Source organism: Cryobacterium flavum, from assembly GCF_900103805.1.
GTDB classification, from domain to species: Bacteria; Actinomycetota; Actinomycetes; order Actinomycetales; family Microbacteriaceae; genus Cryobacterium; species Cryobacterium flavum.
On record NZ_FNIB01000007.1, the window covers coordinates 29,873 to 55,641 of the forward strand.

The 25,769-nt window shown below is 65.4% G+C and carries 23 protein-coding genes; 10 read left to right on the plus strand and 13 right to left on the minus strand.

The genetic code is table 11. The annotated features are described in order from the left end of the window. The first annotated feature begins 3 nt into the window (after positions 1-3). From BLS91_RS11260 to mgrA, 4 genes are read left to right on the plus strand one after another with little or no spacing between them, the layout of a single operon-like run. A complete protein-coding gene (locus BLS91_RS11260) occupies positions 4-1,041 on the plus strand; it encodes an acyl-CoA dehydrogenase family protein (RefSeq protein WP_092340828.1) in 1,038 nt (345 codons plus the stop codon). Continuing rightward, entirely contained in the window at positions 1,035-2,435 is a 1,401-nt protein-coding gene (locus BLS91_RS11265) for a bifunctional PIG-L family deacetylase/class I SAM-dependent methyltransferase (RefSeq protein ID WP_092340829.1), read from the plus strand. The genes BLS91_RS11260 and BLS91_RS11265 overlap by 7 nt, the downstream gene beginning before the upstream one ends. Then, a complete protein-coding gene (locus BLS91_RS11270) occupies positions 2,432-3,187 on the plus strand; it encodes a glycosyltransferase (RefSeq protein ID WP_241983112.1) in 756 nt (251 codons plus the stop codon). The genes BLS91_RS11265 and BLS91_RS11270 overlap by 4 nt, the downstream gene beginning before the upstream one ends. Further along, complete coding sequence (gene mgrA, locus BLS91_RS11275) at positions 3,187-4,212, plus strand: L-glyceraldehyde 3-phosphate reductase (protein WP_092340830.1); 1,026 nt, start codon at positions 3,187-3,189, stop codon at positions 4,210-4,212. The genes BLS91_RS11270 and mgrA overlap by 1 nt, the downstream gene beginning before the upstream one ends. Positions 4,213-4,218: 6 nt before the next feature. Here mgrA and BLS91_RS11280 read toward each other — a convergent pair whose 3' ends face one another. The 8 genes from BLS91_RS11280 to BLS91_RS11315 all read right to left on the minus strand — a co-directional run bounded on the left by BLS91_RS11280 (position 4,219) and on the right by BLS91_RS11315 (position 15,593). Beyond that, on the minus strand, positions 4,219-6,897 hold the full coding sequence (locus BLS91_RS11280; protein WP_092341088.1) for a DEAD/DEAH box helicase: 2,679 nt from the start codon (positions 6,895-6,897) through the stop codon (positions 4,219-4,221). An 11-nt stretch (positions 6,898-6,908) separates the two neighbouring features. After that, positions 6,909-9,032 (minus strand): S9 family peptidase, encoded by a 2,124-nt coding sequence (locus BLS91_RS11285; RefSeq protein ID WP_092340831.1) that lies wholly within the window; start codon positions 9,030-9,032, stop codon positions 6,909-6,911. Next, positions 9,029-10,234, minus strand: a complete 1,206-nt coding sequence (hutI, locus tag BLS91_RS11290; protein WP_092340832.1) for an imidazolonepropionase — start codon at positions 10,232-10,234, stop codon at positions 9,029-9,031. Before hutI ends, BLS91_RS11285 begins: the two co-directional genes overlap by 4 nt. Beyond that, a complete protein-coding gene (locus tag BLS91_RS11295) occupies positions 10,231-11,553 on the minus strand; it encodes a formimidoylglutamate deiminase (RefSeq protein ID WP_092340833.1) in 1,323 nt (440 codons plus the stop codon). Before BLS91_RS11295 ends, hutI begins: the two co-directional genes overlap by 4 nt. Beyond that, positions 11,550-12,740 carry an allantoate amidohydrolase gene (locus BLS91_RS11300; RefSeq protein ID WP_092340834.1) on the minus strand — a complete coding sequence of 397 codons (1,191 nt, stop codon included), beginning with the start codon at positions 12,738-12,740 and terminating at the stop codon, positions 11,550-11,552. Before BLS91_RS11300 ends, BLS91_RS11295 begins: the two co-directional genes overlap by 4 nt. A 2-nt stretch (positions 12,741-12,742) precedes the next feature. After that, positions 12,743-14,407, minus strand: coding sequence for a urocanate hydratase (hutU, locus tag BLS91_RS11305; protein WP_092340835.1), 1,665 nt, complete (start codon positions 14,405-14,407; stop codon positions 12,743-12,745). A 23-nt stretch (positions 14,408-14,430) separates the two neighbouring features. Then, a complete protein-coding gene (locus tag BLS91_RS11310) occupies positions 14,431-15,087 on the minus strand; it encodes an IclR family transcriptional regulator (protein ID WP_092340836.1) in 657 nt (218 codons plus the stop codon). A gap of 161 nt (positions 15,088-15,248) precedes the next feature. Beyond that, positions 15,249-15,593: a class I SAM-dependent methyltransferase gene (locus tag BLS91_RS11315; RefSeq protein WP_338061571.1), complete on the minus strand. Its 345-nt coding sequence runs from the start codon at positions 15,591-15,593 to the stop codon at positions 15,249-15,251. A gap of 82 nt (positions 15,594-15,675) precedes the next feature. Here BLS91_RS11315 and BLS91_RS11320 point away from each other — a divergent pair, with 82 nt between their 5' ends. Next, the gene (locus tag BLS91_RS11320) at positions 15,676-15,948 is read left to right on the plus strand and encodes a DUF2277 domain-containing protein (protein ID WP_092340837.1); all 273 of its coding nucleotides are present in this window, start codon (positions 15,676-15,678) and stop codon (positions 15,946-15,948) included. On the opposite strand, the gene BLS91_RS11325 is transcribed toward BLS91_RS11320, so the two are convergent. The 4 genes from BLS91_RS11325 to BLS91_RS21175 all read right to left on the minus strand — a co-directional run bounded on the left by BLS91_RS11325 (position 15,945) and on the right by BLS91_RS21175 (position 18,253). Beyond that, a complete protein-coding gene (locus BLS91_RS11325; protein WP_092340838.1) occupies positions 15,945-16,382 on the minus strand; it encodes a hypothetical protein in 438 nt (145 codons plus the stop codon). The two genes, BLS91_RS11320 and BLS91_RS11325, sit on opposite strands and share 4 nt — an antisense overlap. 16 nt (positions 16,383-16,398) lie before the next feature. Then, positions 16,399-16,893 carry a hypothetical protein gene (locus tag BLS91_RS11330; RefSeq protein ID WP_092340839.1) on the minus strand — a complete coding sequence of 165 codons (495 nt, stop codon included), beginning with the start codon at positions 16,891-16,893 and terminating at the stop codon, positions 16,399-16,401. A 39-nt stretch (positions 16,894-16,932) separates the two neighbouring features. After that, entirely contained in the window at positions 16,933-18,027 is a 1,095-nt protein-coding gene (locus BLS91_RS11335; RefSeq protein WP_092340840.1) for a type I restriction endonuclease, read from the minus strand. A gap of 73 nt (positions 18,028-18,100) precedes the next feature. Next, the gene (locus BLS91_RS21175) at positions 18,101-18,253 is read right to left on the minus strand and encodes a PIN domain-containing protein (protein ID WP_420838503.1); all 153 of its coding nucleotides are present in this window, start codon (positions 18,251-18,253) and stop codon (positions 18,101-18,103) included. Positions 18,254-18,588: 335 nt separating this feature from the next. Here BLS91_RS21175 and BLS91_RS11340 point away from each other — a divergent pair, with 335 nt between their 5' ends. From BLS91_RS11340 to BLS91_RS11350, 3 genes are all read left to right on the plus strand, one after another. Continuing rightward, positions 18,589-19,749: a threonine synthase gene (locus tag BLS91_RS11340; protein WP_092340841.1), complete on the plus strand. Its 1,161-nt coding sequence runs from the start codon at positions 18,589-18,591 to the stop codon at positions 19,747-19,749. Positions 19,750-20,069: 320 nt separating this feature from the next. Then, a complete protein-coding gene (locus BLS91_RS11345) occupies positions 20,070-21,686 on the plus strand; it encodes an isocitrate lyase (protein WP_092340842.1) in 1,617 nt (538 codons plus the stop codon). A gap of 108 nt (positions 21,687-21,794) precedes the next feature. Further along, a complete protein-coding gene (locus BLS91_RS11350) occupies positions 21,795-23,132 on the plus strand; it encodes a flavin monoamine oxidase family protein (protein WP_092340843.1) in 1,338 nt (445 codons plus the stop codon). Between the two features lie 59 nt (positions 23,133-23,191). On the opposite strand, the gene BLS91_RS11355 is transcribed toward BLS91_RS11350, so the two are convergent. Further along, positions 23,192-24,547 (minus strand): SulP family inorganic anion transporter, encoded by a 1,356-nt coding sequence (locus BLS91_RS11355; RefSeq protein WP_092340844.1) that lies wholly within the window; start codon positions 24,545-24,547, stop codon positions 23,192-23,194. 233 nt (positions 24,548-24,780) lie between these two features. Here BLS91_RS11355 and BLS91_RS11360 point away from each other — a divergent pair, with 233 nt between their 5' ends. Then, positions 24,781-25,143, plus strand: a complete 363-nt coding sequence (locus BLS91_RS11360; protein WP_092340845.1) for a MerR family transcriptional regulator — start codon at positions 24,781-24,783, stop codon at positions 25,141-25,143. A 91-nt stretch (positions 25,144-25,234) separates the two neighbouring features. Next, a complete protein-coding gene (locus BLS91_RS11365; RefSeq protein WP_092340846.1) occupies positions 25,235-25,618 on the plus strand; it encodes a hypothetical protein in 384 nt (127 codons plus the stop codon). Positions 25,619-25,769 lie beyond the last annotated feature (151 nt).

Here is a 25,769-nt window from a genome sequence, read left to right on the forward strand (position 1 = left end):
CATATGCGGCTTGAAGCGAACCCGCGGCCGGCTGAACTGTTCCGTGTTGTCGCTGAATTGGCCGGCGCCGCCAGCGCGGTCAACGGTGACGCACGGCGGGCGCTGACGCTCGCGAGCTCCCTCGCATCCGTTCCCCGGCCGGGGGAAGGGCGCACCCGGCAGCTCTTCGACACCCTGTCGACGCTCGGGGCCGCTGACCTCACGGCGGCACGGGTGGTCGAGGCGCATCTCGACGCGCTGGCGATACTCCACCAGGCGGGCTACCCGGCCCGGCCCGACCAAACCTGGGGTGTCTTCGCGGCGGAGGGGCCAGGGATGACGCTCACGGCCATGCCGGCGGATGGCGGCTGGCGGCTCGACGGCGTCAAGCCGTGGTGTTCCCTCGCCGGACTGCTCAGCCACGCCCTCGTGACCGCGCACGTTGTTCGCCCGGACGCCACAACCGGCCGACGGCTGTTCGCCGTCGATCTTCGTCAACCCGGGCTGACCGTGCACGACGACGTCTGGGTGGCCCGCGGGCTCGCCCAGGTGACGAGCGGCCCGGTCGATTTCTCGCACGTGGCTGCCGATCCGGTCGGCGACGACGGATGGTACTTGAGTCGACCGGGCTTCGCCTGGGGCGGTATCGGTGTGGCAGCAGCGTGGTGTGGCGGTGCCGTGGGACTGGCGCGCACACTGTACGGTTCCGTCCACAGCCGCACTCCCGACCAGATCGCCCTCGCCCACCTCGGGGCCGTCGATCTGGCGGTGACGGCGGCGCACACGTCGCTTGTGGCGGCGGCCGCAGCCATCGACGCCGGGGCCGCCGATGGAGAGGCCGGTTCGATCCTGGCCGCACGCGTGCGCGGAATCGTCGCGCGCACGGTCGATGACGTTATATTCCACATCGGGCATGCACTAGGGCCGGCACCCCTGGCGCTCGACGCCCGGCATGCCCAGCGGGTCGCCGACCTGCAGCTGTATGTGCGCCAGCACCACGCCGAACGCGACGATGCGGCGTTGGGCCACATGCTCGTGACGAGGGGGAGTGCGCCATGGTGACGTTCAATCATTCCGACAGCGGAACACCCGAGAAGACCTGGGAAGCAGCCCACTGGCCCGATCGGTTCGCCCCACTCGGCCTCGACACCCTCAAACGCCTGGTCGTCGTGTCAGCGCATCCCGACGACGAGAGTCTCGGTGTCGGCGGCCTCATCGCCCACGTCGCCGGGCTCGGGCTGCCGATCGTCGTCATCGTACTCAGCAACGGCGAGGCGTCGCACCCGAAGTCGCAGACCCACGACGCGGCCAGACTCGCGCAGATCCGCCGCATTGAGGTGACGGATGCCCTCGCACACCTCGCCCCGAACGCTCAGGTTCACCTGCTGGAACTTCCCGACGGCAAACTCGCCGAGCACGTGGCCATCGCCGAGGGAGCAATCGCCGAGGCAATCGGCGACGCTGGCGACTCGACCTGGGTGGTGGCGCCGTGGCGCGCCGACGGGCATCCGGATCATGCTGCAGCCAGCGCGGCCGCGGAACGCGCCGTGCGTGAACGACGGGCGCGCCTGTTCGAATACCCGATCTGGGCCTGGCACTGGGCGACCCCTGACGATGCAGTATGGCCTTTGGAAACCGTTCGGTTATTTCAACTGAAGCCGGCCGAACGCAAGGCCAAGGCTCGAGCCCTCGCGTTGCATCGCAGCCAGGTGGGTCCCCTGTCGGATTCCCCCGGCGATGAAGCCATCGTGCCGCCCGGTTTTCGGGTGCACTTCGCGCGCGACTTTGAAACGCTGATTGAGGTGGGTTCGCGGCCTAACTCTCCAGCGGATGCCCGCGCCAACCCCGACCGCACCGTCACCGCTGGGTATTTCGACACCGTCTACTCCTCCGGCCCCGACCCGTGGGGTTTTGAGACCCGGTGGTACGAGAAACGCAAGCGAGCGACCCTCATCGCGGCACTGCCCCGGCAACGGTTCGGTACCGCCTTGGAATTGGGCTGCTCCACCGGTGTGCTCACCGCCGAACTGGCCGACCGCTGTGAGACCGTGCTGGGAGTCGATCTGGTCGAGCAGCCTCTCGTCATTGCCAGGCAACGGCTCGCGGGCCGCCCGGGAGTGAGCTTTGAGCTCAGAACTCTGCCGGGGGACTGGCCGGAGGGGGAGTTCGAGCTGATCGTGCTGTCGGAGGTGGGGTATTACTGCTCGGCCGGCGACCTGCGCCGCCTGCTCGAACGATGCCGCGCCAGTCTCGCCGTCGGCGGGGTACTCGTGGCCTGCCACTGGCGGCATCCGGTCGCCGATTACCCGCTCACCGGCGACGCGGTTCACGCCCAGCTCACCCACGTGGTGGGGCTACAGCGCACCGTGCACCATCTGGAACGTGACTTCGTACTGGAAGTCTACGAGCAGCGGCCGGCCCTGTCGGTGGCCCAGCGCGACGGGCTGGTGCCGTGACCGAACCCCTGCCGATCACAGACGTGGTCATCGTCGTTCCCGTGCGCAACGAAGAGGTGCTGCTGCCGCGCTGCTCGAGCGCGCTGTCCGCGGCAATCGACACGCTGAGTGTCGTGCCGGAGCCGGAGCGACCGCGAGTGTTCGTGGTTCTGGTGCTGGACCAGTGCACGGACCTGTCCGCGCGCGTCGCCGCTCACTGGAGAGCTTTTCGACGTTACGAGATCGCGGCTGGGGCGGTCGGTGTAGCCCGCCGCGACGGTATTCGGCACGCGCTGGGGCGGCTTGGGTGTTTGCAAACGGATGGAGCGGCATCCGCTTCGCAGATTTGGATCGCGACGACCGATGCAGACTCGGCCGTGCCGCCGAACTGGCTGGTCAGCCAACTCGCCCTGGCGCGTAACGGGGCCGAGCTTGTGCTCGGAACCGTGCAGCCCGATGACGATCTGGCCGCCCACGAACTGCTGCGCTGGGAGGAGCTGCACACGATCGGCGAGAGGCATCCGCACGTTCACGGCGCCAATCTGGGTGTACGTGCCGACCGCTATCTTGCTGCCGGGGAATTTGCGCCCGTTGATCGGGATGAAGACGTGCTGCTCGTGGCAGCGCTGCGCAATCTCGGGGTGGTCGAGGCCCGCACGGCGCTGATTCCCGTATTGACCTCTGGACGACGAATCGGTCGGGCCCCGGCCGGTTTCGCCGGATACCTGCGTGATCATGTCCACACTGACCAGAAAAATGGGATCATGTTCTGATGACCTATCTCCCGAATGAATCCCGCTACGAGTCCATGCCGTACCGACGGGCGGGGCGGAGCGGCCTCAAACTTCCCGCCATTTCGCTGGGCCTGTGGCAGAACTTTGGTGATGATAAGCCGCTCGCAACGCAGCGAGCCATTCTGCGCCGAGCCTTCGATCTCGGCATCACCCACTTCGACCTCGCCAACAACTACGGGCCTCCCTACGGCTCGGCCGAAACCAACTTCGGTCAGCTGTTTCGTGAAGACTTCGCGGCGCACCGCGACGAGGTCGTGCTTTCCACCAAGGCTGGCTACGACATGTGGCCGGGCCCGTACGGCAACTTCGGCAGCCGCAAATACCTGCTGTCGAGCCTCGACCAGTCGCTCTCCCGCATGGGGGTGGACTACGTTGACATCTTCTACTCCCATCGAGCCGACCCCGACACTCCGCTCGAAGAGACCATGGGCGCCCTGCACACGGCCGTCACGAGCGGCCGTGCCCTGTACGCCGGAATCTCCTCGTACTCGCCGGAGCGCACCCGCGAGGCCGCGGCGATTCTGGCTGACCTCGGCACGCCGCTGCTCATTCACCAGCCTTCGTATTCCATGTTCAACCGGTGGGTCGAGGGCGACCTGCTCGACACCCTCGAAGACATCGGAGCCGGCTGCATTGCGTTCTCGCCGCTGGCCCAGGGACTGCTCACTGACCGCTACCTTGGTGGTATCCCGGCCGACTCCCGGGTGGCCAGGGACGGATCGGCGAACAAGTCGATGGTGAGCGCGGAGGCGCTGACTCACATTCGGGCGCTGACCGAGATCGCGTCCGAACGCGGCCAGTCGCTCGCACAGATGGCACTGGCTTGGATCCTGCGCAATTCCGAGGTGACCAGCGCTCTGATCGGCGCCTCGTCGGTTGCCCAGCTCGAAACCAACGTCGGGGCGCTGCAGCACCTTGAGTTCAGCGCCGAGGAACTCACCGCGATCGACGTGCATGCCGTCGATAACGGCATCAACCTCTGGGCAGCCTCAAGCGACGTCTAACCCTGGTCACGGTTCGAGCAGGCCGCGAATGTCGTCGGCGGTGAGAGCGGTGCTGAACATGGCATCGTCGTCGAGCACCGAACTGAACAGTTGGGACTTCTGCTTCTGCAGCGCCACCACCTTCTCCTCGATGGTGCCGGTGGCGACGAGTCGGTAGACCATCACGTTTCGGGTCTGGCCGATGCGGTGGGTGCGGTCGATGGCCTGCGTCTCGGTCTGCGGGTTCCACCACGGGTCAAGCAGAAAGACGTAGTCGGCTTCGGTGAGGTTGAGACCGAAGCCGCCGGCCTTGAGGCTGATCAGAAACACCGGCGCGGCCCCGCTCTTGAACCGGTCGATCACCTCGCTGCGGCGCAGCGTCGACCCGTCGAGATAGCAATACGGAACGCCCTGCGCGTCGAGCCGGGCGGCCGCGAGCTTCAGAAAAGAGGTGAACTGGCTGAAGATGAGGGCCTTGTGCCCCTCGGCGATGACATCGTCGAGCTGCTCGAACAGGGCGTCGAGCTTGCTCGAGCGCACACCGGCATACTTCTTATCGACGAGCGAGGCGTCAAGGCTGAGCAGCCGCAGCAGGGTGAGCGAGCGAAAAATGATGAACCGGTTCTTGTCGAGCTCCTCGATCAGACCGTAGAGTTTCTGCCGTTCGCGCTGCAGGAAGGTGTCGTAGAGCTTCTGGTGCGCAGGGTTCAGCGCGATCTGCAGCTCCTGCTCCTGCTTCGGCGGGAGGTCGCGCGCGACGACCTCCTTGGTGCGACGCAGAATCAGAGGGCGGATGCGCCGGCGCAGCTTCGCGAGTTGCTCCGGACTCTCCCCGCGCGTCACCGGCCGCACGTAGTCCTCGGTGAATTTGCGCGACGACGCGAACAGGCCGGGAGCGACGATGCTGAACAGGGACCACAGGTCCATCAGGTTGTTCTCGATCGGGGTGCCGGTGATGGCCAGTTTGAACGGTGTGTCCAGCTCCTTCGCGCAGGCATACGCTCGGCTGGTGCGGTTCTTCACGAACTGTGCCTCATCGAGAATGAGGCCGGCCCAGGAAACCGCCTGGTACGCGTCGAAGTCGAGACGGAACAGCGCGTAGGAGGTGACGAGCACGTCGATGCCGGCGGCGGCATCCGCTATCAGGGTGCGACTTTTCGTCTCGGTCGCGGTGAGCGTGCGAACCGTGAGGCCCGGGGCGAAGCGGGTCGCCTCGCTGCGCCAGTTCGCCACAACGGATGTCGGTGCCACGACCAGAAACGGCCCCGAGCCTCTCGCGTGCACCAGCAGCGCCAGGGTTTGCAGCGTCTTGCCGAGCCCCATGTCATCGGCGAGCACCCCGCCGAGCTGGTGCTTCCACAAGAACGCGAGCCAGGCGAAGCCCTCCTGCTGGTAGGGGCGGAGGGTGGCATGCACACCGTCGGGAAGCGCGATCGCGTCGACGCCGCTCAGGTCTTTGAGCCCCGCGGCGGCGGCCCGCCAGGACACGGCCGGCACGGTCTCATCGGCGAGGTCCTCGAAATCGCTCCACAGGCTGGCCTGGTAGCGGCTGATGCGCAGGCCCGTTTCCCATTCCTGCAGCGCGCGGGCTTCGTTGATGAGGTCGTGCAGCTGCTCGAACTCCGGCTGTTGCAGGGAGAGATAGCTGTTGTCGACCAGCTTCAGGCGGGTCTGCCCCTTCGCGAGGGCTTTGAACAGCGGGCCGAACGGCACCGTGATCGCCCCGACCGTGACGATCACGCCGAGGTCGAACCAGTCGCGCTGGTCGGTCTCCACGGTCGTGATGACGAGGTGGGGCGTTTCGGTGCGCTCAAAGTTGTCGGGCAGCACCTCGGGAAACTGCACGGAGGCATCCGTGCTGGTGACCGCGACCCGGCGTTGCAAGGCCGGGTAGACCGTGCCCAGAAACTCGGCCGTGTCGGCCGCGGGAACGATCGCCGCGCCGACCTGCCCGACCAGGTGACGCTGCTCGTCGCTCAGCGGGCCGGCCGTCGGCGCGAGGGTGAACACGGTGGCGGCGCCGAACCGCACACTGTAAACGCCGTGGCCGGCGATGACTCCGGCGGCCTCGAGCGGATGCGGGGCGCCGTCGAACTGGAGGCGCGCTTGCAGGGTGAGCGGGCTGGCGGCATCCGGTTGGGAGGCGTCGAGGCTGATCTCGGCGAGCGAGGCGACCCGCACGACAACGTCTTTCTTGTTGCCGACCAGGCCGATGCCAAGCTGTTCGGCCTCGGCCAGCAGCGGCCACAGCAGCGGGCTGGTGAAATTGTCAAGGTAGATCCAGTCGGTTTCCTGGCTGGAGTAGACCTCGCGCACGGCCTTGTAGAGGGCGGCGAACTGCGAGATCCAGCGGTGGTGTTCGGGGTCGAGGTTGAACCGGTTCAGCTGAAAGGTGAGGTGGCTCCAGGTGACATTGCTGCGCACCCAGTTGCCCTGGGCGTTGTGAATGACCGGTCGCACGCCCAGCCGGAATTCGCCGTGGCCCTTCGCGAGCGTTTTCACGGTTTTGGCGGTCGGGCCGCGCCAGCGGTCGTTGGTGCGCGGCGTCTGCTCGCGCAGCTCGAACTGCAGCCCCATCGGTACTTGTGGGCCCTTCGGGGTCAGCCGAGGCTGCCCGAAATTACCGATACGCGGCACAGCGGATGCCGGCGGTTCCCCCGGCAACACCAGCCGCTTCCAGGCCGGGGTGTCGTCAGAATCTGACATTTCCCGCGCGGTCACTCTCGGTTCAGGCCGGCGGCGTCGAGCACCCAGGCGTAGTTGAACGCCCGTTCGTGCCAGGCGCTGTACCGACCGGAAACGCCGCCGTGGCCGGCCGACATTTCGGTCTTCAGCAGGGCATCCGCTCCCACTTCGCGCAGCTTGGCCACCCATTTGGCCGGCTCGACGTAGAGCACCCGGGTATCGTTCAGGCTGGTCACGGCCAGAATTGCCGGATAGGCCACGGCCCGAACATTCTCGACGGGGGAGTAGGACTTCATATAGGCGTACACCTCGGCGTCGTGCAGCGGGTCGCCCCATTCGTCCCACTCGATCACGGTAAGCGGGAGGGACGGGTCGAGAATCGAGGTGAGGGCGTCGACGAACGGAACCTCGGCGAGAATGCCGGAGAACAGCTCGGGTGCGAGGTTGGCGACGGCGCCCATGAGCAGTCCGCCGGCGCTTCCGCCCTCGGCGACCAGCTGGCCGGGGGTGGTGAAGCCCGCGTCGATGAGGTGCCGGGCGCAGCTGACGAAGTCGGTGAAGGTATTGCGCTTGGTCGTCGTCTTGCCGTTTTCATACCAGGTGCGGCCGAGCTCGCCGCCGCCGCGCACGTGCGCGATGGCGAAGATCATGCCGCGGTCGAGCAGGCTGAGCCGGGCGATGCCGAACCCGGGGTCGATGCTGTGCTCGTAGGAGCCGTAGCCGTAGAGCAGGGTCGGAGTCGGGGTGCCGGGCGTGACGAGGTCGGGGCGGTAGACCAGCGAGATGGGCACGCGGGTGCCGTCGTCGGCGGTGGCCCATTCGCGGCGTTGTTCGTAGAGTGTGGCGTCGTAGCCGCCGAGCACGGGCTGTTGCTTGAGCAGGCGGCGCTCGCCCGTCGCAACGACGAGATCGTACACCGTTGAGGGGGTGACGAAGCTCGTGAAACCGAACCGCAGGGTGGGCTGGGTCCACTCCGGGTTGCCGGCCGAACCGACGGCGAACAGGGGCTCGTCGAAGTCAAGCTCGGTCAGTCCGCTTGCGTCGTGGCGGTCGATGGCGAGCCGGGTGAGGCCGTCCCGGCGATATTCCACGACGAGAAAGTCGGCGAAGGCGTCGACGCTTTCGAGGCGGATCTCGGGGTCGTGGGGCAGCAGCATCCGCTTAACGCCCTGCGGGTCTTCGGCTGCTACGCTGACCAGCTCGAAGTTCACTGCATTGCCGCCGTTGTGCACGATCAGCAGGCGGTCTTCGCCATCGATGACGGCGTGCTCGACGTCGTATTCCGTGTTGTCTTGCCGTGGCCAGACCACGGTGAACTCGCCGGTCGGGTCGCTCGCATTGAGCACCCAGGACTCGGTGGTGACGCTCGACCCGGCCTCGATCATGAGGAACTTGCGGCTGCGGGTGATGCCGACGCCCACCCAGAATCGTTCGTCGGGTTCGTGAAAGATGCTGGCATCAGTGTCTCGGGCGGTGCCGATTTCATGCCGCCACACGGTGTCGGGGCGCCAGGCATCGTCGACGGTTGTGTAGAACAGGTAGCGTCCGCTCGGGTCGAACAGAGCACCGGCGCTGGTATTTTCGATCGTGTCCGTGAGGTTTTCGCCGGTTGCGATGGTGCGCACCCGAATCGTGTAGCGTTCGTCGCCCTCCACGTCGACGGCATAGAGCAGCTGGGTGCCGTCATTGCTCAGGTCGAAGCTGCCGAGCGAGAAGAACTCGTGGCCTTCGGCTTCAACGTTGTCGTCGAGCAGAATCTGCTCGCCGGGCACACCCTGGTGGGCGTCACCGAGTATCGGCGCGGCCCAGTCATCCGGGCCGCTGATCGGTGCCCGACAGTGGATGCCGTATTCCTGACCCTCGACGGTGCGGGTGTAGTACCAGAAGGTGCCGCGGCGCACCGGAACGCTGAGGTCGGTTTCCTGGGTGCGGTTCTTGATCTCGTTGAAGATCTGCTGCCGGAGTGGCTCCTGATTGGCGGTGCGGGCCTCTGTGTAGCTGTTCTCGGCCTCGAGGTGGGCAATGACCTCGGGGCTGTCCTTGTCGCGCAGCCACTCGTAGTCGTCGATATAGACGTCGTTGTGGTGTTCGCGGCGGTGCGGCTTCTGTGCGGCGACGGGTGCGGCGAGGGGCGGTGTGATCGGGCCAGAGGTCATCCCCCTAGCGTAGTTTGCGCTCCCTGCCTCTCGCATCTCACGTCGGAGTCAACGCGCACCCCTCGGCGCCAGACCGAAGCGGTCAACGGCACTCCGGGGCGGTAGGCCAGGTGGGAAATCGACGGAGCATTCAGAACCTGCAGGTCGGCGCGGCCGCCGACAAACAGGGAGCCGACGGCATCCGCTCCCTGGTCGCGACCGAGCGACCGGGCTGCTCCACGGGTTGCCGCCCAAACAGCCTCACCGACGGTCAGACCCATCTGCAGCACGGCGGTCGCCACACAGAACGGCATCGACGTCGTGTACGAGGTGCCAGGATTGCAGTTGGTCGCGAGGGCGATGCTCACGCCGGCGTCGAGCAGCCGGCGGGCCGGCGGGAACGGCTGCCGGGTCGACAGATCGCAGGCCGGAAGCAGCGTGGCGACCGTGGTCGATGCGGCCAGCGCGTCGATATCGGCCGGCTCCAGGTAGTTGCAGTGGTCAACACTGTGAGCGCCCAGCTCGGCGGCGAGCCGCACACCACCGCTGAATCCCAGCTGGTTGCCGTGCACCCGCAATCCCAGGCCAGCGGCCCGGCCGACCAGCAGCACCTCGCGGGTCTCTTCGACGTCGAATGCGCCCTGCTCACAGAACGCATCAATGAACTGCACGTAGGGAAGCACAGCCGAGAGCATCGGCCCGGTCACGAGGTCGAGGTAGTCCCGACGGTCCATGTCGGGGGGCACGATGTGGGCACCGAGAAAGGTCACGACATCGGCCACCTGGGCGGCGGCCCGCGCCGAACGAGCCTCACTTGCGACATCGAGCCCGTAGCCGGTCTTCGTTTCGAGAAAGGTGGTGCCCTGGGCTTCCGCCTCGCGGCGCAGGCCGCGCGCCGTGGCCACGAGCTCGCCCTCGCTCGCAGCACGCGTCGCCGCGACGGTCGTGTTGATGCCGCCGGCGGCGTAGGCCTGGCCCGCCATGCGGGCTTCGAACTCGGCCGAGCGGTCCCCGCCGAACACGAGATGGGTGTGCGTGTCGACCCAGCCGGGCAGAACCGCGCGGCCACCGACATCCGTTTGACGATCGGCGGCGGGTGCCTGGGCGGCCGGGCCGATCCAGAGAATGTGGCCGTCACCGATCACCAGAGCCGCGTCGTGCCGGCGCTCGCCGGAGTCATCGTGCGTGGTCAGCTCGCCGATGCCCGTGATCAACTCGGTCATCTGCCGAGCCTAGTGAGCGCATCGGCCATGAGTGTTGCCGGCCGCTCGCCGCCAACCAGCTGACCGCACTCGGCGACCAGGCGCCCGCCGACGAACACGCGCAGCACGTCGGAGGCCGTCGCGGTCAGCGGCAATTGCTCCGGCAACGACCCGACCGTGCGCACGCCGGTCGTGCTGATCTCGACGAGATCGCACGGGTCGCCGACTTGCAGCCGGTGGCGGCCGAGCCCGAGGGTGGCGTAGCCGGCGGTCGACGCCGCGTTCAGCAACTCGGCCGGGGTGAACCGTCCGCGCTGATGGGAGGCGAGCCGTTCGCCCATTTCGAGGCCGCGCATCTCCAGCAACGGGTCGATGACCGCGTTCTGATCGGAGCCGAGCGCGATCGGGGCACCCGCTGCGGCCAGCGCGAGCGCCGGCCCGATGCCGTCGCCGAGGTCAGCTTCGGTGGTCGGGCACATGACGACGCTCACCCCGGCGTCGCCGAGAAGTGCACGGTCGTCGTCGGTGAGATGGGTCGCGTGCACCACGCTCAGGCGCGGCGCGAGTGCCCCGAGCGAAGCGAGCAGGCCGGCCGGGGTCATTCTGTACGCGGCCAGGCAGTCCGCGTTCTCCTGCGGCTGCTCGGAGAGGTGAATGTGCAGGGGAATCTCGCCGGGCAGCCCGGCGAGTACCTCGCGCATCGCGTCGGGCGTGACCGCGCGCACCGAGTGCAGGGCCGCTCCGAGTGTTACCAGCTCGTCTCCGGCCAGCACTTCGTTCAGCGACTGCCAGCGGGTCAGCCAGCCGGCGGCACTGCCATCGCCAAACGCTCGCTGCTGGGGTGCCAGCTCCCGACCAATGCCACCCTGCAGGTAGACGGTGTCGAGCAGCACCAAACGGATGCCGACGGCCCGCGCCGCCGCCGCAAGCGCCAGTTCCATGGCGTGCTCGGTGTCATACGGCGTTCCATCGAAGTGATGATGCACATAGTGAAACTCGCCGACCGCCGTGTAGCCGCTGACGAGCATCTCGGCGAACACAGCTGTGGCCAGCGCCTGATACTTGACGGGGTCGAGTTGGGCGGCGACCCGGTACATCCGCTCCCGCCAGAGCCAGAAATCGCCGCCCTCCCTGTGGGTCTGGCCGCGCAGTGCGCGGTGAAAAGCATGCGAGTGCGCATTGCCAAACCCGGGCACGATCGTACCCAAACGGATGTCCGCCGCCTCCGCCGCAGCCCCCGTCTGAACCCGCGCGATGCGTCCGTCTGCGCCAGCCTCCAGCCGCACCCCCGCGACTGCCCGGCCGTCGACCAGCAGGTACTCGCACCAGAATGCGTTCACAGTAGTTCTCTCAGCAGCAGTTCCAAAGCGTCGACGCCGGCGACACAGTCCGCGACCTCGGCGAATTCCTCCGGCGCGTGCGAGATGCCGGTGGGGTTGCGCACGAACAACATCGCGCTCGGCACCCGGGCAGCGAGCACGCCGGCGTCGTGGCCGGCCCCGGTGGCCAGTTCTGGCACCTGACCGAGGGCCTGCGCAAACCGCTCGCGCAGCCCGGGGTGAAACTGCACCGCTCCAGCCCAGGATTCCTCGGTGAGGGTGGCGGAGCATCCGTTCTGCGCGGCAGCCTGCTGGGCACGCGCGGCAATGTCGGCCACGAGCAGGCGGGTTTCCTCGTCGGTCTCGGCGCGGGCGTCAAGCCAGGCGTCGACGCGGCTCGCGATGACGTTGGTGCCGCCCGGGATCGCTTCGATGCGGCCGATCGTCGCGCGGGTGCCCGAGCGATTCCGGGCGGCGGTCTGCACGCCGACGATGGCTGCGGCTGCGGCGACCATCGGGTCGCGGCGCTCGGCCATGGTGGTAGCGCCGGCGTGGTTCCCCTGGCCGGTAACGGTGAGTCGCCAGCGTCCGTGAGCGAGAATCGACGACGCCACGGCCACGGGCTGGCCGAGATCGATCAAGCCGCGGCCCTGCTCAACGTGCAGTTCGATGAACAACCCGATGCGGGCGAGCGCATCGCGGTCGACGCCGAGGTGCGCCGGGTCGACACCGACAGTTCGGGCGGCCTCCGCGAGCGTGACGCCGTCACGGTCGGTGAGCGCTCGGGCCTGGTCGGCGTCGATCGCGCCGGCCAACAGCCTGGAGCCGAGGCAGGCGACGCCGAAGCGGGAGCCTTCTTCTTCGGCGAACATCAAAATGGCGCACGGCCTCGACGCCACGAATCCGCTCGCCTGCAGCCGAGCGATGGCCTCCAGTGAGGAGACCACGCCGAGCGGACCGTCGTAGGCGCCGCCGCCGGGAACCGAGTCGAGGTGGCTGCCGGTGACGACGGCATCCGTTCCGGGCTGGCCCCACCACGCCCAGAGGTTACCGTTGCGGTCGGTTTCGACATCGAGGCCGAGGCGTTCGGCGCGCTCGACAAACCAGGAGCGCAGCTCGAGGTCGGCCGCCTGCCAGAGGTGGCGAGAGTAGCCGCTGCGGCGGGAATCGCGGCCGACCTCCGCGATTTCGGCGAGGCCCGCCAGCATGCTCACTCTTCCCACATGGGCACGCGCAGGCCGCGGTCGCGGGCCACTTCTTCGGCCCGTTCGTAACCCGCATCCACGTGACGCATCACGCCGGTGCCGGGGTCGTTGGTGAGCACGCGCTCGATCTTCTCGGCGGCCAGCGCGGTGCCGTCGGCGACGATGACCTGCCCGGCATGGATGCTGCGGCCGATTCCCACGCCGCCACCGTGGTGAATCGACACCCAGGTTGCGCCGGACGCGGTGTTGAGCAGCGCGTTCAGCAGCGGCCAGTCAGCGATCGCGTCTGACCCGTCCTTCATACCCTCGGTCTCGCGGTAGGGCGAGGCGACCGATCCGGAGTCGAGGTGGTCGCGACCGATCACGATCGGCGCACTGAGCTCGCCGGAGGCGACCATCTCGTTGAATTTCAGCCCGGCCAGGTGACGTTCCTTGTAGCCGAGCCAGCAGATGCGGGCTGGCAGGCCTTCGAACTGCACCTTCTCTTCGGCCTTGGTGATCCAGCGGTGCAACCCGGCGTCGTCGGGGAAAAGTTCGAGGATGGCCTTGTCGGTGGCCGCGATGTCGGCGGGGTCGCCGGAGAGCGCCACCCAACGGAACGGCCCCTTGCCCTCGGCGAACAGCGGGCGGATGTAGGCCGGCACGAATCCCGGAAATTCGAAAGCCCGCGCGTAACCGCCGAGCTGCGCCTCGGCCCGAATGGAGTTGCCGTAGTCGAAAACTTCCGCCCCAGCATCCTGAAATTCGACCATCGCCTGCACCTGCTTGGCCATCGCGGCGCGGGCCCGCACGGTGAACTCGTCGGGGCTCTCGGCCGCGTAGGCGTGCCATTCTTCAACCGTCACGCCCTCGGGCAGGTAGGAGAGCGGGTCGTGCGCGCTGGTCTGGTCGGTCACGATATCGATCGACACCTTGCGGGCGAGCAATTCGGCGAACACGGTCGCGGCATTGCCGACCAGACCCACCGACAGGGCCCGGCGTTCGGTCTTGGCCGCGAGCACCCGGGCGATGGCGTCGTCGATGTCGTCGGTCATTTCGTCGAGGTAACCGTGATCGACGCGGCGCTGCAACCGGGCCGGGTCAACGTCGACAATGAGCACGACGCCGTCGTTCATGGTGACGGCGAGCGGCTGCGCGCCGCCCATGCCGCCGGCCCCGCCGGTGAGGGTCAGCGTGCCCGCCAGGGTGCCGTTGAACTTCTTGGTGGCCACGGCGCCGAAGGTTTCGTAAGTACCCTGCAGAATGCCCTGGGTGCCGATGTAGATCCACGATCCAGCGGTCATCTGCCCGTACATGGTGAGCCCCAGGTGCTCGAGTCGGCGAAACTCCGGCCAGGTGGCCCAGTCGCCGACGAGGTTGGAATTGGCGATCAGCACCCGCGGCGCCCATTCGTGGGTGCGAAACACGCCGACCGGTTTGCCCGACTGCACCAGTAGCGTTTCGTCCTTTTCCAGCGTTTCGAGGGTACGCACGATCGCGTCGTAGCACTCCCAGTTGCGGGCGGCTTTGCCGGTTCCGCCGTAGACGACGAGGTCGTCGGGGCGCTCGGCAACCTCGGGGTCGAGGTTGTTCATGAGCATGCGCAGCGGGCCTTCGGTCTGCCAGCTCTTCGCGGTCAGTTCGGTGCCGCGGGCGGCGCGAACGGGGCGTGCGGTGTGGGTGGTCGTCATGTGAATCTCCCTTGATTACAGAATTAGACGGATGCTTCGGCGCGGTACAGCGCGCTGCTTTCAGTGAGCAGAACCCGCGCCATGTGCTCGATGCTGGACGGGGTGACTCGGTAGCTGGGAACGACCACGCTCAGGGCTCCGACGACGCGCTCACCCACCCGGATGGGTACGGCTATGGCGGTGACGTCCTGTTCGACGCCGTCGCTGACGACGCAGTATCCGCTGTCGCCGGTCGCACCGGCGAGCACGCGGCCCGAAGCGCTCGACTCCAGGGGAAAGCGACGGCCGACCCAGTTCGCGTGTCGCACCGAGTGGGTGCCTTCGACGATGGCAATGTAGAGCCCCTGACCGGCGGCGGCCGCAACACTCAGATACACGGATTCAGCGGTCTCTCCAACTATGCGGTTCATCGGTTCTCGGCACACGGCGACGAGCGATTCCTGACTGAGCGCGAGTACACCGAGCCGAACGATGGCCGTGCCGGGCCGATAGAGTCCGGCATCGTCCCGCCGCACAAACGACGTCGATTCGAGAGTTCGCAGCAACCGCAACGCAGTGCTCGGCGACAGGTCTGCGGCCTTGGCCGCGTCGCCGAGGGTGACCGAACCGCCCTCGCAGACCACGCTCAGCAGTGTCAGGGCGCGCTCCGCCGTGCGGGTTGTACTGTCGGCCTTCTCCATCGCGCTCGTCCCTTCAAGTGCACTCAGTAAAACACTGATTTCACTAGACGGCAAGGCCGATCACGATGGTCGAGTCCAGCTCCTCGCTCCGAATGATGCGCGGGAGCAGGCCGAAGCGGGTGAAGATCTCGGCGGTCCGCGGTGCTTGACGCTGCCCGGTTTCAATGAGCAGGCATCCGCTGGGGGAGAGCCACGGCGCCGGATCCGCAGCAGAGATCGACGACGAGCGCGTCGCGCGGGCAGAGCGCGAGGGCCTGCGTCACCAGAAACTCGGTACGCCGCCGAGGAACGAATACTCCCGGATCGACCAGAATACGCAGGCCGCAGAACTCGGCCCAGCCGAGAATCTGCTCGAGCGGCAATCCGTCCACGCGCCGGGCAACCATGGCGGCGAGATCGCCCGGCGACTGGGCGACCGACAGCAGCAGGGCCGCCTCCTCGTCGGCGAAGACGCAGCCAGCGGCGCGCAGCTGGGCAGTGATAGAAGCCAGGTGGGGCGCAGGCATGGGACGTCTCCTGTCGAAGCCGAGCAGGGGCATCCTACGCCCGGGTCTTGAAGGCTGGGCGAAGCGTGATTACCCTAAAAGTATGTGCCGAAACATTCATGTCCTGAGTAATTTTGAGCCTGCCGCGACCGACGACGAGGTGCACGCGGCCGCGCTGCAATACGTGCGCAAGATCAGCGGCGGGGCGCATCCGTCGAAGTCGAACGCCGAGGCGTTCGACCGCGCGGTGCACGAGATCGCGCACATTTCCCGTCATCTGCTCGAAGATCTGGTGATCTCCGCGCCACCGAAGAACCGTGAAATCGAGGCGGAGAAGGCCAAAGCGCGCTCCCAGAAGCGGTTTGCTGCCGCCTAGAGGGTGCGCCATTCCGCATAAAACACCATGACGGCCGCCACAACGCTGGCAGTCACACCGAAGACCAGACCGAAGGCAATGGTGATTCCGGCGTAGGCTCCGTCGTCCACCAGGGAGAGCACTCCGGCCACCACCACTGACAACAGCACCACGCCCAGGGTCGCGCCGACTGCGGCTACCGAGGTGCGCACCCACCGCGATTTCGTGAGGTGCCGATCGACCAAGGCCACGGTGGCCAGGCCGCCCAGCAGCGCCACCGCCGCGATGACCGCGCCGATCACGCCGTAGTTCGCCATGGAACGCACGACAAACCAGAACCGAAATTCGGTTTCCCCGCTGCCGGCATTGGTCATGACGATCGCCACGACCGCCGCGAGAAGAAACCCCACGAACGGTGCGAACACCGCGATGCGCCAGTAACGCCGAATAATCATGTGCCCACCCTACTTTCTAGAACTCCACCCACGCACTGGGCAGCGGATGCTCCACTCGCGTCGGCGGGATGCGCTCGCTTCGCCGCTCCATTCGGTACACCAGAAACGCTGCCACGATGCCCGCCGCAGTGGCCAGCACCAGGGTGAAAGTGATGATCAGGTATGCCCAGCCCTCTCCGATGACTCCCTCCACGGTGGCGAACACGATTCCGAGGACCAGCACGCCGCTGGCCGCCCCCAAAGCGGCCCACGCACTGCGCGCGCCCGACGTTTTCTCGAGCTGCCGGTCGACGCAGGCGACCAGAACGACGCCGCCGATCAGCGCCGCGATGCTGACCGCCAGACCGACGGAACCGAAGCCCAGAACTGACCGTACGACGCCTTCGATCGTCTGACCAGCTCGCGCCTGGGGGTTACCGCCCATGGTCATCACGCCTAACACGGCGGTACCCAGAAGAAATCCGAGTACGGGCGCCAGCAACGCAATGGGCCAGTACCGGTGAAACATCATGCGTCCCACCCTAAAATGCCGAGATCGACGGGAATATGCCTAGTCCTGATAGCTCTTAATTGTTTCGCGGATGTCATTTGCAAAGAGATAGATCTCGTCAAGGCTTTCAATAGGGTGGCGAGTCTCGACCTTCTCAGCGTCGAAGACACCGAGGTATTTCTGCTTCTTTCCATTGAAATGAAGTCGAGCGACCGGCTTGCGATTATTGTCATCGAGAAGCACAGCGAAATATGATTTGGAGTCCCGGTGCCTCACTCGTTGAGGCTTCACCTCGCTGCAAGCGATCGCCTTGACGATTTGATACCCTTCCAGCTCCTCAAGCGTCGTCTGAATCTCCGTGTCACGGGCGAGATCAACTTCAACAATGTCGTGGCTGTTGATGACATCGCCCTCTGCTGCTGAGGATCCTGAGAAGTTCGACCCGCCTAGGGCGGTCTTCAAGCGGTCGTTAACCTGATCATTCAGGAACTGCTTCGTAGACTTTGTGACCAGGGAAGTAAATTGCTCGCGGACTTTCTGCGTAAAGGCACCGTCGTAGACTCGTGTCGTGAAGAATCGAATCCATTCGTCTTCGGGTTCAGTGAACTGAGCTGCGATCGTGCGCTTGATCTGGCCTATGTATTTGAGTTCCTCAGCTGAGTTGATGATCGAGTCGAGATCGAAGACGTCCTTGGTCAGCTTCCGCAGCTCCGGAATCAGCGTTTCGTCGATGTCCATCAAATCGAGAACCAGAAACGGCTTTTCATCCATGCGGTTGGGTGCGTCTAAGTCCGTGTAGAACTGGTAAATTTCGCCATTCGTGAGAACGGCGATGCGCGCATTGGTGACCGCGAAGTAACGGAAGAGTTGCGAGGCGTGTTCTATCTTCAACGCTTCCGTAGATTTCTTGCATTCAATAAGGATCTGGACTTCACCGTCGCGCATAATCGCATAGTCGACTTTTTCGCCCTTTTTTACGCCGACATCGGCGGTGAACTCGGGGACCACTTCCAACGGATTGAACACGTCGTAGCCCAGGATCGTCGAGATAAACGGCATGATAAATGCGTTCTTGGTTGCTTCTTCAGTTTGAATTGCTTCGCGCTGGTTGCGTACTTTGAGAGCCAATGCCCCAATTAATTCTGCAAATTCCATCATTCCCCCAATTTATGGTTCACTACCTCTGACCTTATCGAAACAATTTATTGGCTCAGACGAGCGGGAAGCCTCAAAGGGTGCTGCGTGGCACGATCCACTCGTGTCGAAACTGGGTCATTACCTTCGAGACGGACTCGAAGTCGCTGTCGTAGTGCACAACAGTCGCATCATTGATGAGAGCGCATGCGGCGATGAGGGTGTCGCCCGCGCCGACCGGCCGCACCAGCGCGGCATGCCAGAGTCAGCTTTGGACCACTAAAGATTCGTCGATTGTGGGCGCGCGCGGGCAATCGCTGACGGCCGAGAGCTGAGTCCATACCCGGTCATGCTCGGACCCGTTCCGTGGGCTGAATCCGATTTCTGTGGCGGTTGGCGCGCAAACTGAGGTTGAAGCGGGGCTGTGCACCTCGACGATTTTGCGCCCCAACTCCACGCTCGCGGGCCAGGACGAGTTTCACGGTCATCGTCACCGGCGGTGCCGCGGGCGTGCGCGACCTGGCCGGCAACCCCGTCTCATCGACCAGCTGGAAATTCACCACGGGTAGCTAGTCTAAAGAGATGCCCGACCTCGTCTGCTCCGACTGCGGCACCATCTACCCGGTGGAGAGCCTGATCTGGCTCTGCAGCTGCGGCGGCATGCTCGACGTGGTTGCCTTCGACACCACAGTGGATGCCGCGGCGCTGCCCGGCCGCGCCCCCTCACTCTGGCGCTACGCCGAAGCCCTGCCGATCGCCGCCGACCCCACCATCACCCTGGGGGAGGGCTTGTCGCCGCTCGTGCCAGCCCGCGCGCTGCCGCACGTGCAGCTCAAGCTGGACTTTCTGCTGCCGACGCTCTCGTTCAAGGACCGCGGCGCCGTGGTGCTCGCGACCCTCGCCAAACAGTTGCGCGTCGAAAGCGCCATGGTCGACAGCAGCGGCAACGCCGGCACAGCGATGGCCGCGTACTTCAGTCGGGCCGGCATCGACTGCACGGTCTACGTTCCCGAATCCACCTCGCCCGGCAAGCTCGCGCAGATGCGCGCCCACGGCGCCACGGTTGAACTGGTACCCGGTTCGCGCGCCGACACCTCCGCGGCGGCCCTGCGGGCTGCCGGGCAACCCGGCGTTTTGTACGCGAGCCACGTCTACCACCCCTATTTTCTGCACGGCGTCAAAACCTACGGCTACGAAATCTGGGAGCAGCGCGGGCGCTCCCTACCCGAGACCGTGGTGGTTCCAGTCGGCAACGGAACGATGCTGCTCGGCTGTTACCTCGCCTTCAGCGAGCTGGTGGCCGCGGGTCTCGCCGAGTGGATGCCGCGGATTGTCGCGGTGCAGGCATCCGCTTGTGCACCGCTGGAACAGGCCATGGCACAGGGTCTCGACTCGCCCGTGACCCTTGACGGCTCAGCCACGATCGCGGAGGGCATCGCCATTGCGGCGCCACCCCGGGGACGACAAATTCTCGCGGCCGTGCGCGCGACCGGCGGCACCATCGTCTCCGTCACCGACCGGCAGACCGCGGCCGCCCGGCAGGAACTGGCCGACGAAGGACTCTTCGTCGAGCCGACCTCGGCCGTGTGTTTCGCCGCGGTGCGCGCCGCCGTCGACCAGACGTTCGACTCCGCCAGCCGCACCTCGGCGGCGGCTGAGAGCCTGCTCACGGCCGAGTCGGTGGTCGTGCCCCTCTGCGGTGCCGGCCTGAAATCGCCCACGTCAACCACGCGGTACTCATGATCGACGACGACCCCGCGGACGCCCCCCTGTGTCCTGCCTGCGGCGTCACGATGATCACCGACGGCGTCGACACCGCCGAGGGGCTGGAATCCTGCCATCGGTGCCCACGATGCCGACTGGTCATAGTCATACCCGGCCTCTGGCCGGAATAGGCCGATCCCTGGCGAAAAACTTTTCAATTGCAGAAGAATCACGTTTATTCTGGTGAACATTCTTGAGAAGACCGCTTGTTCTTGCGCCAATCTGGGTTTAGCAGCCGATACCGGCCAGTTGAGTCAGCAGTCCCGGCTCAGCCCAACTCATACGTCGAAGGAATGAACATGACTGAGTACCAGAAAGACATCGAGGACATCGAAGCCCTCAAGCAGCAGGTCGGCAGCAGCTGGGACGCCATCAACCCCGAGTCCGTCGCCCGCATGCGTGCTCAGAACCGGTTCAAGACCGGCCTCGAGATCGCGCAGTACACCGCCGACATCATGCGGAAAGACATGGGCGAGTATGACGCCGACTCCTCGGTCTACACCCAGTCATTGGGCGTCTGGCACGGTTTCATCGGCCAGCAGAAGATGATCTCGATCAAGAAGCACCTCAAGACGACGAACAAGCGCTACCTGTACCTGTCCGGCTGGATGGTTGCGGCGCTGCGCAGCGAATTCGGTCCGCTCCCCGACCAGTCCATGCACGAGAAGACGACCGTTCCTGCTCTCGTCGAGGAGATCTACACCTTCCTCCGCCAGGCTGACGCCCGCGAGCTCGACCTGCTCTTCACCGGCCTCGACAACGCCCGCATCGTTGGCGACGACGCCAAGGCCGCTCAAATCCAGACGCAGATCGACAACTTCGAGACCCACGTTGTGCCGATCATCGCCGACATCGATGCCGGCTTCGGTAACCCGGAAGCCACCTACCTCCTGGCCAAGAAAATGATCGAGGCTGGCGCCTGCGCCATCCAGATCGAGAACCAGGTGTCGGACGAGAAGCAGTGTGGCCACCAGGACGGCAAGGTCACCGTTCCTCACGAGGACTTCATCGCCAAGCTGAACGCCGTTCGCTACGCGTTCCTCGAGCTCGGCATCGAGAACGGCATCATCGTCTCGCGCACCGACTCGCTCGGTGCCGGCCTCACCCAGAAGCTCGCCGTGACGTACACGCCCGGCGACCTGGGCGACCAGTACAACTCCTTCCTCGATGTTGACGAAATCACAGAGGCCGACCTCGGCAACGGCGACGTCGTCATCAAGCGGGGCGGCAAGCTTCTGCGCCCGAAGCGCCTGGCCAGCAATCTGTTCCAGTTCCGTGCCGGAACCGGCGAGGCTCGTTGCGTGCTCGACAGCATCACGTCGCTGCAGAACGGTGCCGACCTGCTCTGGATCGAGACTGAGAAGCCGCACATCGGCCAGATCGCCGGCATGATGAACGAGGTTCGCAAGGCCATCCCGAACGCCAAGCTGGTCTACAACAACAGCCCGTCGTTCAACTGGACCCTGAACTTCCGTCAGCAGGCCTACGACGCACTCCTCGCCGAGAGCAAGGACGTCTCCGCTTACGACCGCGCCAAGCTCATGAGCGTCGACTACGACGAGACTGAACTTGCCGTGAACGCCGACGAGAAGATCCGCACCTTCCAGCGCGACAGCTCGAAAGAGGCTGGCATATTCCACCACCTCATCACCCTGCCGACGTACCACACGGCCGCACTCTCGACGGATGACCTGGCCAAGGGCTACTTCGCCGACCAGGGCATGCTCGCCTACGTCAAGGGCGTGCAGCGTCGCGAAATCCGCGAGGGAATCGCCACGGTCAAGCACCAGAACATGTCTGGTTCAGACCTCGGTGACAACCACAAGGAGTACTTCGCCGGTGCCGCAGCCCTCAAGGCTGGGGGCGTGAACAACACGAGCAACCAGTTCGAGGAACCGGCTTTGAGCAGCCACTAACTCCCGCTGAGCGACCAGGAAGCCCCAGTCGAAAGACTGGGGCTTCCTTGTTGTATCCGTCCAGACTTGAGACACGGTCGCGGTGGCAGAAGTGTGCCAAAGTCAGGCATGGAACATTTAGACACCATCGTGGTCGGCGCCGGCGTAGCCGGCCTGACGGCCGCTCGACTGCTGGCGAAAGCGGGCCGCAGCGTCGTCGTACTCGAGGCCCGCGACCGCGTCGGCGGCCGGGTGTACACGGACCGCACCGACGGGCTGGTCGCCGACCTGGGCGCATCCTGGATTCACGGCGTGACTGACAACCCCGTCGCGGCAGCGGCAGAGGCGTTCGGCTTGCCGACCGTGGAGTTCACCGTCGGGGGATACCAGCCGGACAGCCGCCCGATCGCTTACTACGGTCCGACCGGCGAGCGACTCTCTGATGATGCCGCGCTGGCCTTCGCCGACGACGTGCGTGCGGTCGACGCCGCGCTCGTCACGGCGGTCGCTGCCTCGAAAGCGGATGCCTCCTACCGCGACGCGACCGAGACGGCCTTGGCCAGCCAGGGCTGGAGCTTCGAGCGCGGGGAGCGGGTGCGCGAGTTTTTGCAGCACCGGAGCGAGGAACAATACGGGGCGTGGATCGAAGATCTGGCCGCGCACGGCCTGGATGACGATGTCATCGACGGTGACGAAGTGGTCTTTCCAAACGGCTATGACCAACTGCCGGGGCGCTTGGCGGCCGGGCTGGACATCCGCTTCGACCAGATCGTTACCCGTCTGCGCTGGTCGACGGAGGGCGTCACTGTCACGACAGGGGGCGGCACGGTGACGGCGGGCACCGCGGTCGTGACGGTGCCGATCGGGGTGCTCCAGTCGACGGATTTCACGATTGAACCGGCGCTCCCCGAACCGAACGCGAACGCCCTGGGGCGACTCACGATGAACGCCTTCGAGAAGGTCTTTCTGCGGTTTTCGACCAAGTTCTGGGACGAGGGAGTCTATGCAATCCGGCAGCAAGGGGCCGAAGGGCGTCGGTGGCACTCCTGGTACGACCTCACGGCCCTGCACGGACCGCCGACACTGTTGACCTTTGCAGCGGGTCCGGTGGCCCGAGAGATTCGCGAGTGGTCGGAACAACAGGTCGTCGGCTCCGTTCTCGCGCAGCTGCGGCGGCTGTACGGCGACCGAGTTGAGCAGCCGACCAGTGTGCACATCACCGCCTGGCAGGACGATCCTTTCGCTCGCGGTTCGTACGCCTACATGAAGCTCGGCTCCACGACGGCGGACCACGACGACCTCGCGACGCCCATCGGGGGAGTGCTGCACCTCGCCGGTGAGGCAACCTGGACGGACGATCCCGCGACGGTCACCGCGGCCTTCTGCTCCGGCCACCGAGCGGCGTCGAATATTCTGCACCAAGAGATCCCTATTGCCCAGGTGTGGGGGGACCGGCCCGCTCAATAGTCACTTTTGTGGGGTGTTGGCCGCCCCCAACCGTACAAAGTTGTCCACTGAGGCCGGCGTCAGTGGGCGCCGCCGAGGTTGCCGGCGTACTCGAACTGGGTCATCAGGTCGTTGCTGGAGGCGAAGAACAGCGCTCCGGTCACCGTGTAATACGCGGTAGGAACGGGCTGGTCGAGTTCGAGGGTGCGTTCCACCCGGGCGAGGTGGGCGACGCGGCGGGCGAAGGCGACCATTGCGACGATGACCCCGACGACCACGCCGATCGCGAGGTTGTGAGTGAGAACGATGACGATGACCGTGGCGACCATGACGGTGGTCTCGCTCTTCGGCATCCGCTTGAGGGTTGAGAAACGGATGCTGTGCCAGTCGAACGTGAGATAAGACACGATTATCATCACCGCGACCAGGGCGGCCATGGGAACTGCGGCGAGCACGTCGCCGAGGCCGAGGACCAGCACGAGCAGGAAGATGCCGGCGAGGAAGGTGGAGATGCGGGTGCGGGCGCCGGAGGCTTTCACGTTGATCATGGTCTGGCCGATCATGGCGCAGCCGCCCATGCCGCCGAAGATGCCGGACATGACGTTGGCGACGCCCTGGCCCCAGGTCTCGCGGGTCTTATTGGAGTGGGTATCGGTGATCTCGTCGACGAACTTTGCCGTCATGAGGGACTCGAGAATTCCCACCAGCGCCATGCCGAGCGCGAACGGCGCGATGATGGTGAACGTTTCCCAGTTGAGCGGAACGCTTGGGAGGAACAGTTCGGGAAGGCTCTTGGGCAGTTCGCCCTGGTCGCCGATCGTCGGCACGTTGAGGCCGATGACCACGGTCGCCACGGTGAGTACCACGATCGCGACGAGCGACGCTGGAATGACCTTGGTGATACGTGGCATGACGATCATGATGATCAGGCCGGCGGCGACGAGCGGGTACACTAGGAACGGAACGCCGAGCAGCTGGGGGAGCTGTGAGATGAAGATGAGTATGGCGAGGGCATTGACGAAGCCGACCATTACGCTGCGAGGGATGAACCGCATGAGTTTGGCGACGCCGACCAGGCTCAGCACGATTTGGAATACCCCGGCGAGGATGACGGTGGCGACGAAGTATTCCATCCCGTAGTCGCGGGCGACCGGGGCGATCACGAGGGCGACAGCGCCGGTCGCGGCGGTGATCATGGCCGGGCGTCCGCCGACGAACGCGATGGTGACGGCCATGACGAACGAGGAGAACAGGCCCACGCGGGGGTCGACGCCGGCGATGATCGAGAACGCGATCGCCTCGGGAATCAGCGCCATCGCCACGACCAGCCCGGCGAGCACTTCGCGGGTGAGCAGGCGGGGCGTGCGCAGTGCGGTGAGCACCGAGGGTTCCGCCTTGTAGCGGTTGGATGCAGCAGATTTTTGAACGATGGCCATGAGGCCTCCAGAAGCTGGGCCGACAATGCGGCCGAAGTGGATAGGGAAGAGTTGGGTGGGCGCCGCAGTGCGCACCTCCACCGGACCTTGGCGATCAAGGACAATGGTGGGAGTGTGGGCTCACAGATGAATGTCAGCCGACTTTCGCAACACTACCCTAACGTAAGGGTTGATTGTGACCCTAAAGAAAGAGGCTTCCGGTGGAACCAGGCGCGACAGTCCCTGCGGTCACGATGCATATCGGCGAACTCGCCGACAAGACCGGGCTCTCGCTGCGCACGATCCGTCACTACGACGAGGTCGGCCTACTCAAGGCATCCGCTCGCACCGATGGTGGCTTTCGGCTCTACACGCCCGACGATTTCACTCGGCTGATGCTCATTCGTCGCATGAAACCGCTCGGCTTCACCCTCGACGAGATGACGACACTGCTGGCGGTCATCGACGCCCGACAAAACGGTGAAGCGGATGCCGACACCCCCGAAACCAGGCAGCAACTGGACGCCTTCATCACCGAAACCGCTGCCCGACGCCAGAAACTCCAGGACCAACTCGGCATGGCCGACGAGTTTCTGGAGTTGCTCCGCGCGCAGTAGGAGTGGCGGTCCCTCCACACATAGACGAAACCACCTCGATACAGTGGGACCCACATCCCCAATTGACTACTTCTATTAGAAGCGAGTTTCTATGTCACTGAGCGTCAACTCCGCCCCATCGATCGCTGGGCTCGCCCTGAGCCGAACTTCTGCCCCTCGCGCCACCGAAGAGCAGCCGGGCGATAAGCTCATGTCTCTGTTGACGGCATCCGATCGCGAGGTCGTTTATCAAGCGACCGGACGTCGAGTCGATGACAGCTCAAAGATTGTGTCCATGTTTGCGGTCGAAATCGCCTTGGACCGTCAGTCGGGATATCTCTTTGCCGGTCAGGAGATTTCACCGGCGTACCTTCAGCTCCTGGCCACCAAATACGCCGGTGACGAGTACTCGCAATCATTCGGAGTCGCCATCGACAATGCTTTGAGCTACCTGACCGGGCAGGCGCCCCAAGCGGCCCTCGACGTCACTGCCTGACGCCCGTCTCTCTCCCTGCGGCCCTTGATTTAGCTACCGCTGCTCGCGAACTTCGATGTTAACGAAAAGGTCAATCCCTATCGGCCTTCGGGAGGACGCCGCTTCCGAGTCTTTCGAGGAGGTCGACGGTCTTTTCGGTCGCGTCCCGAAT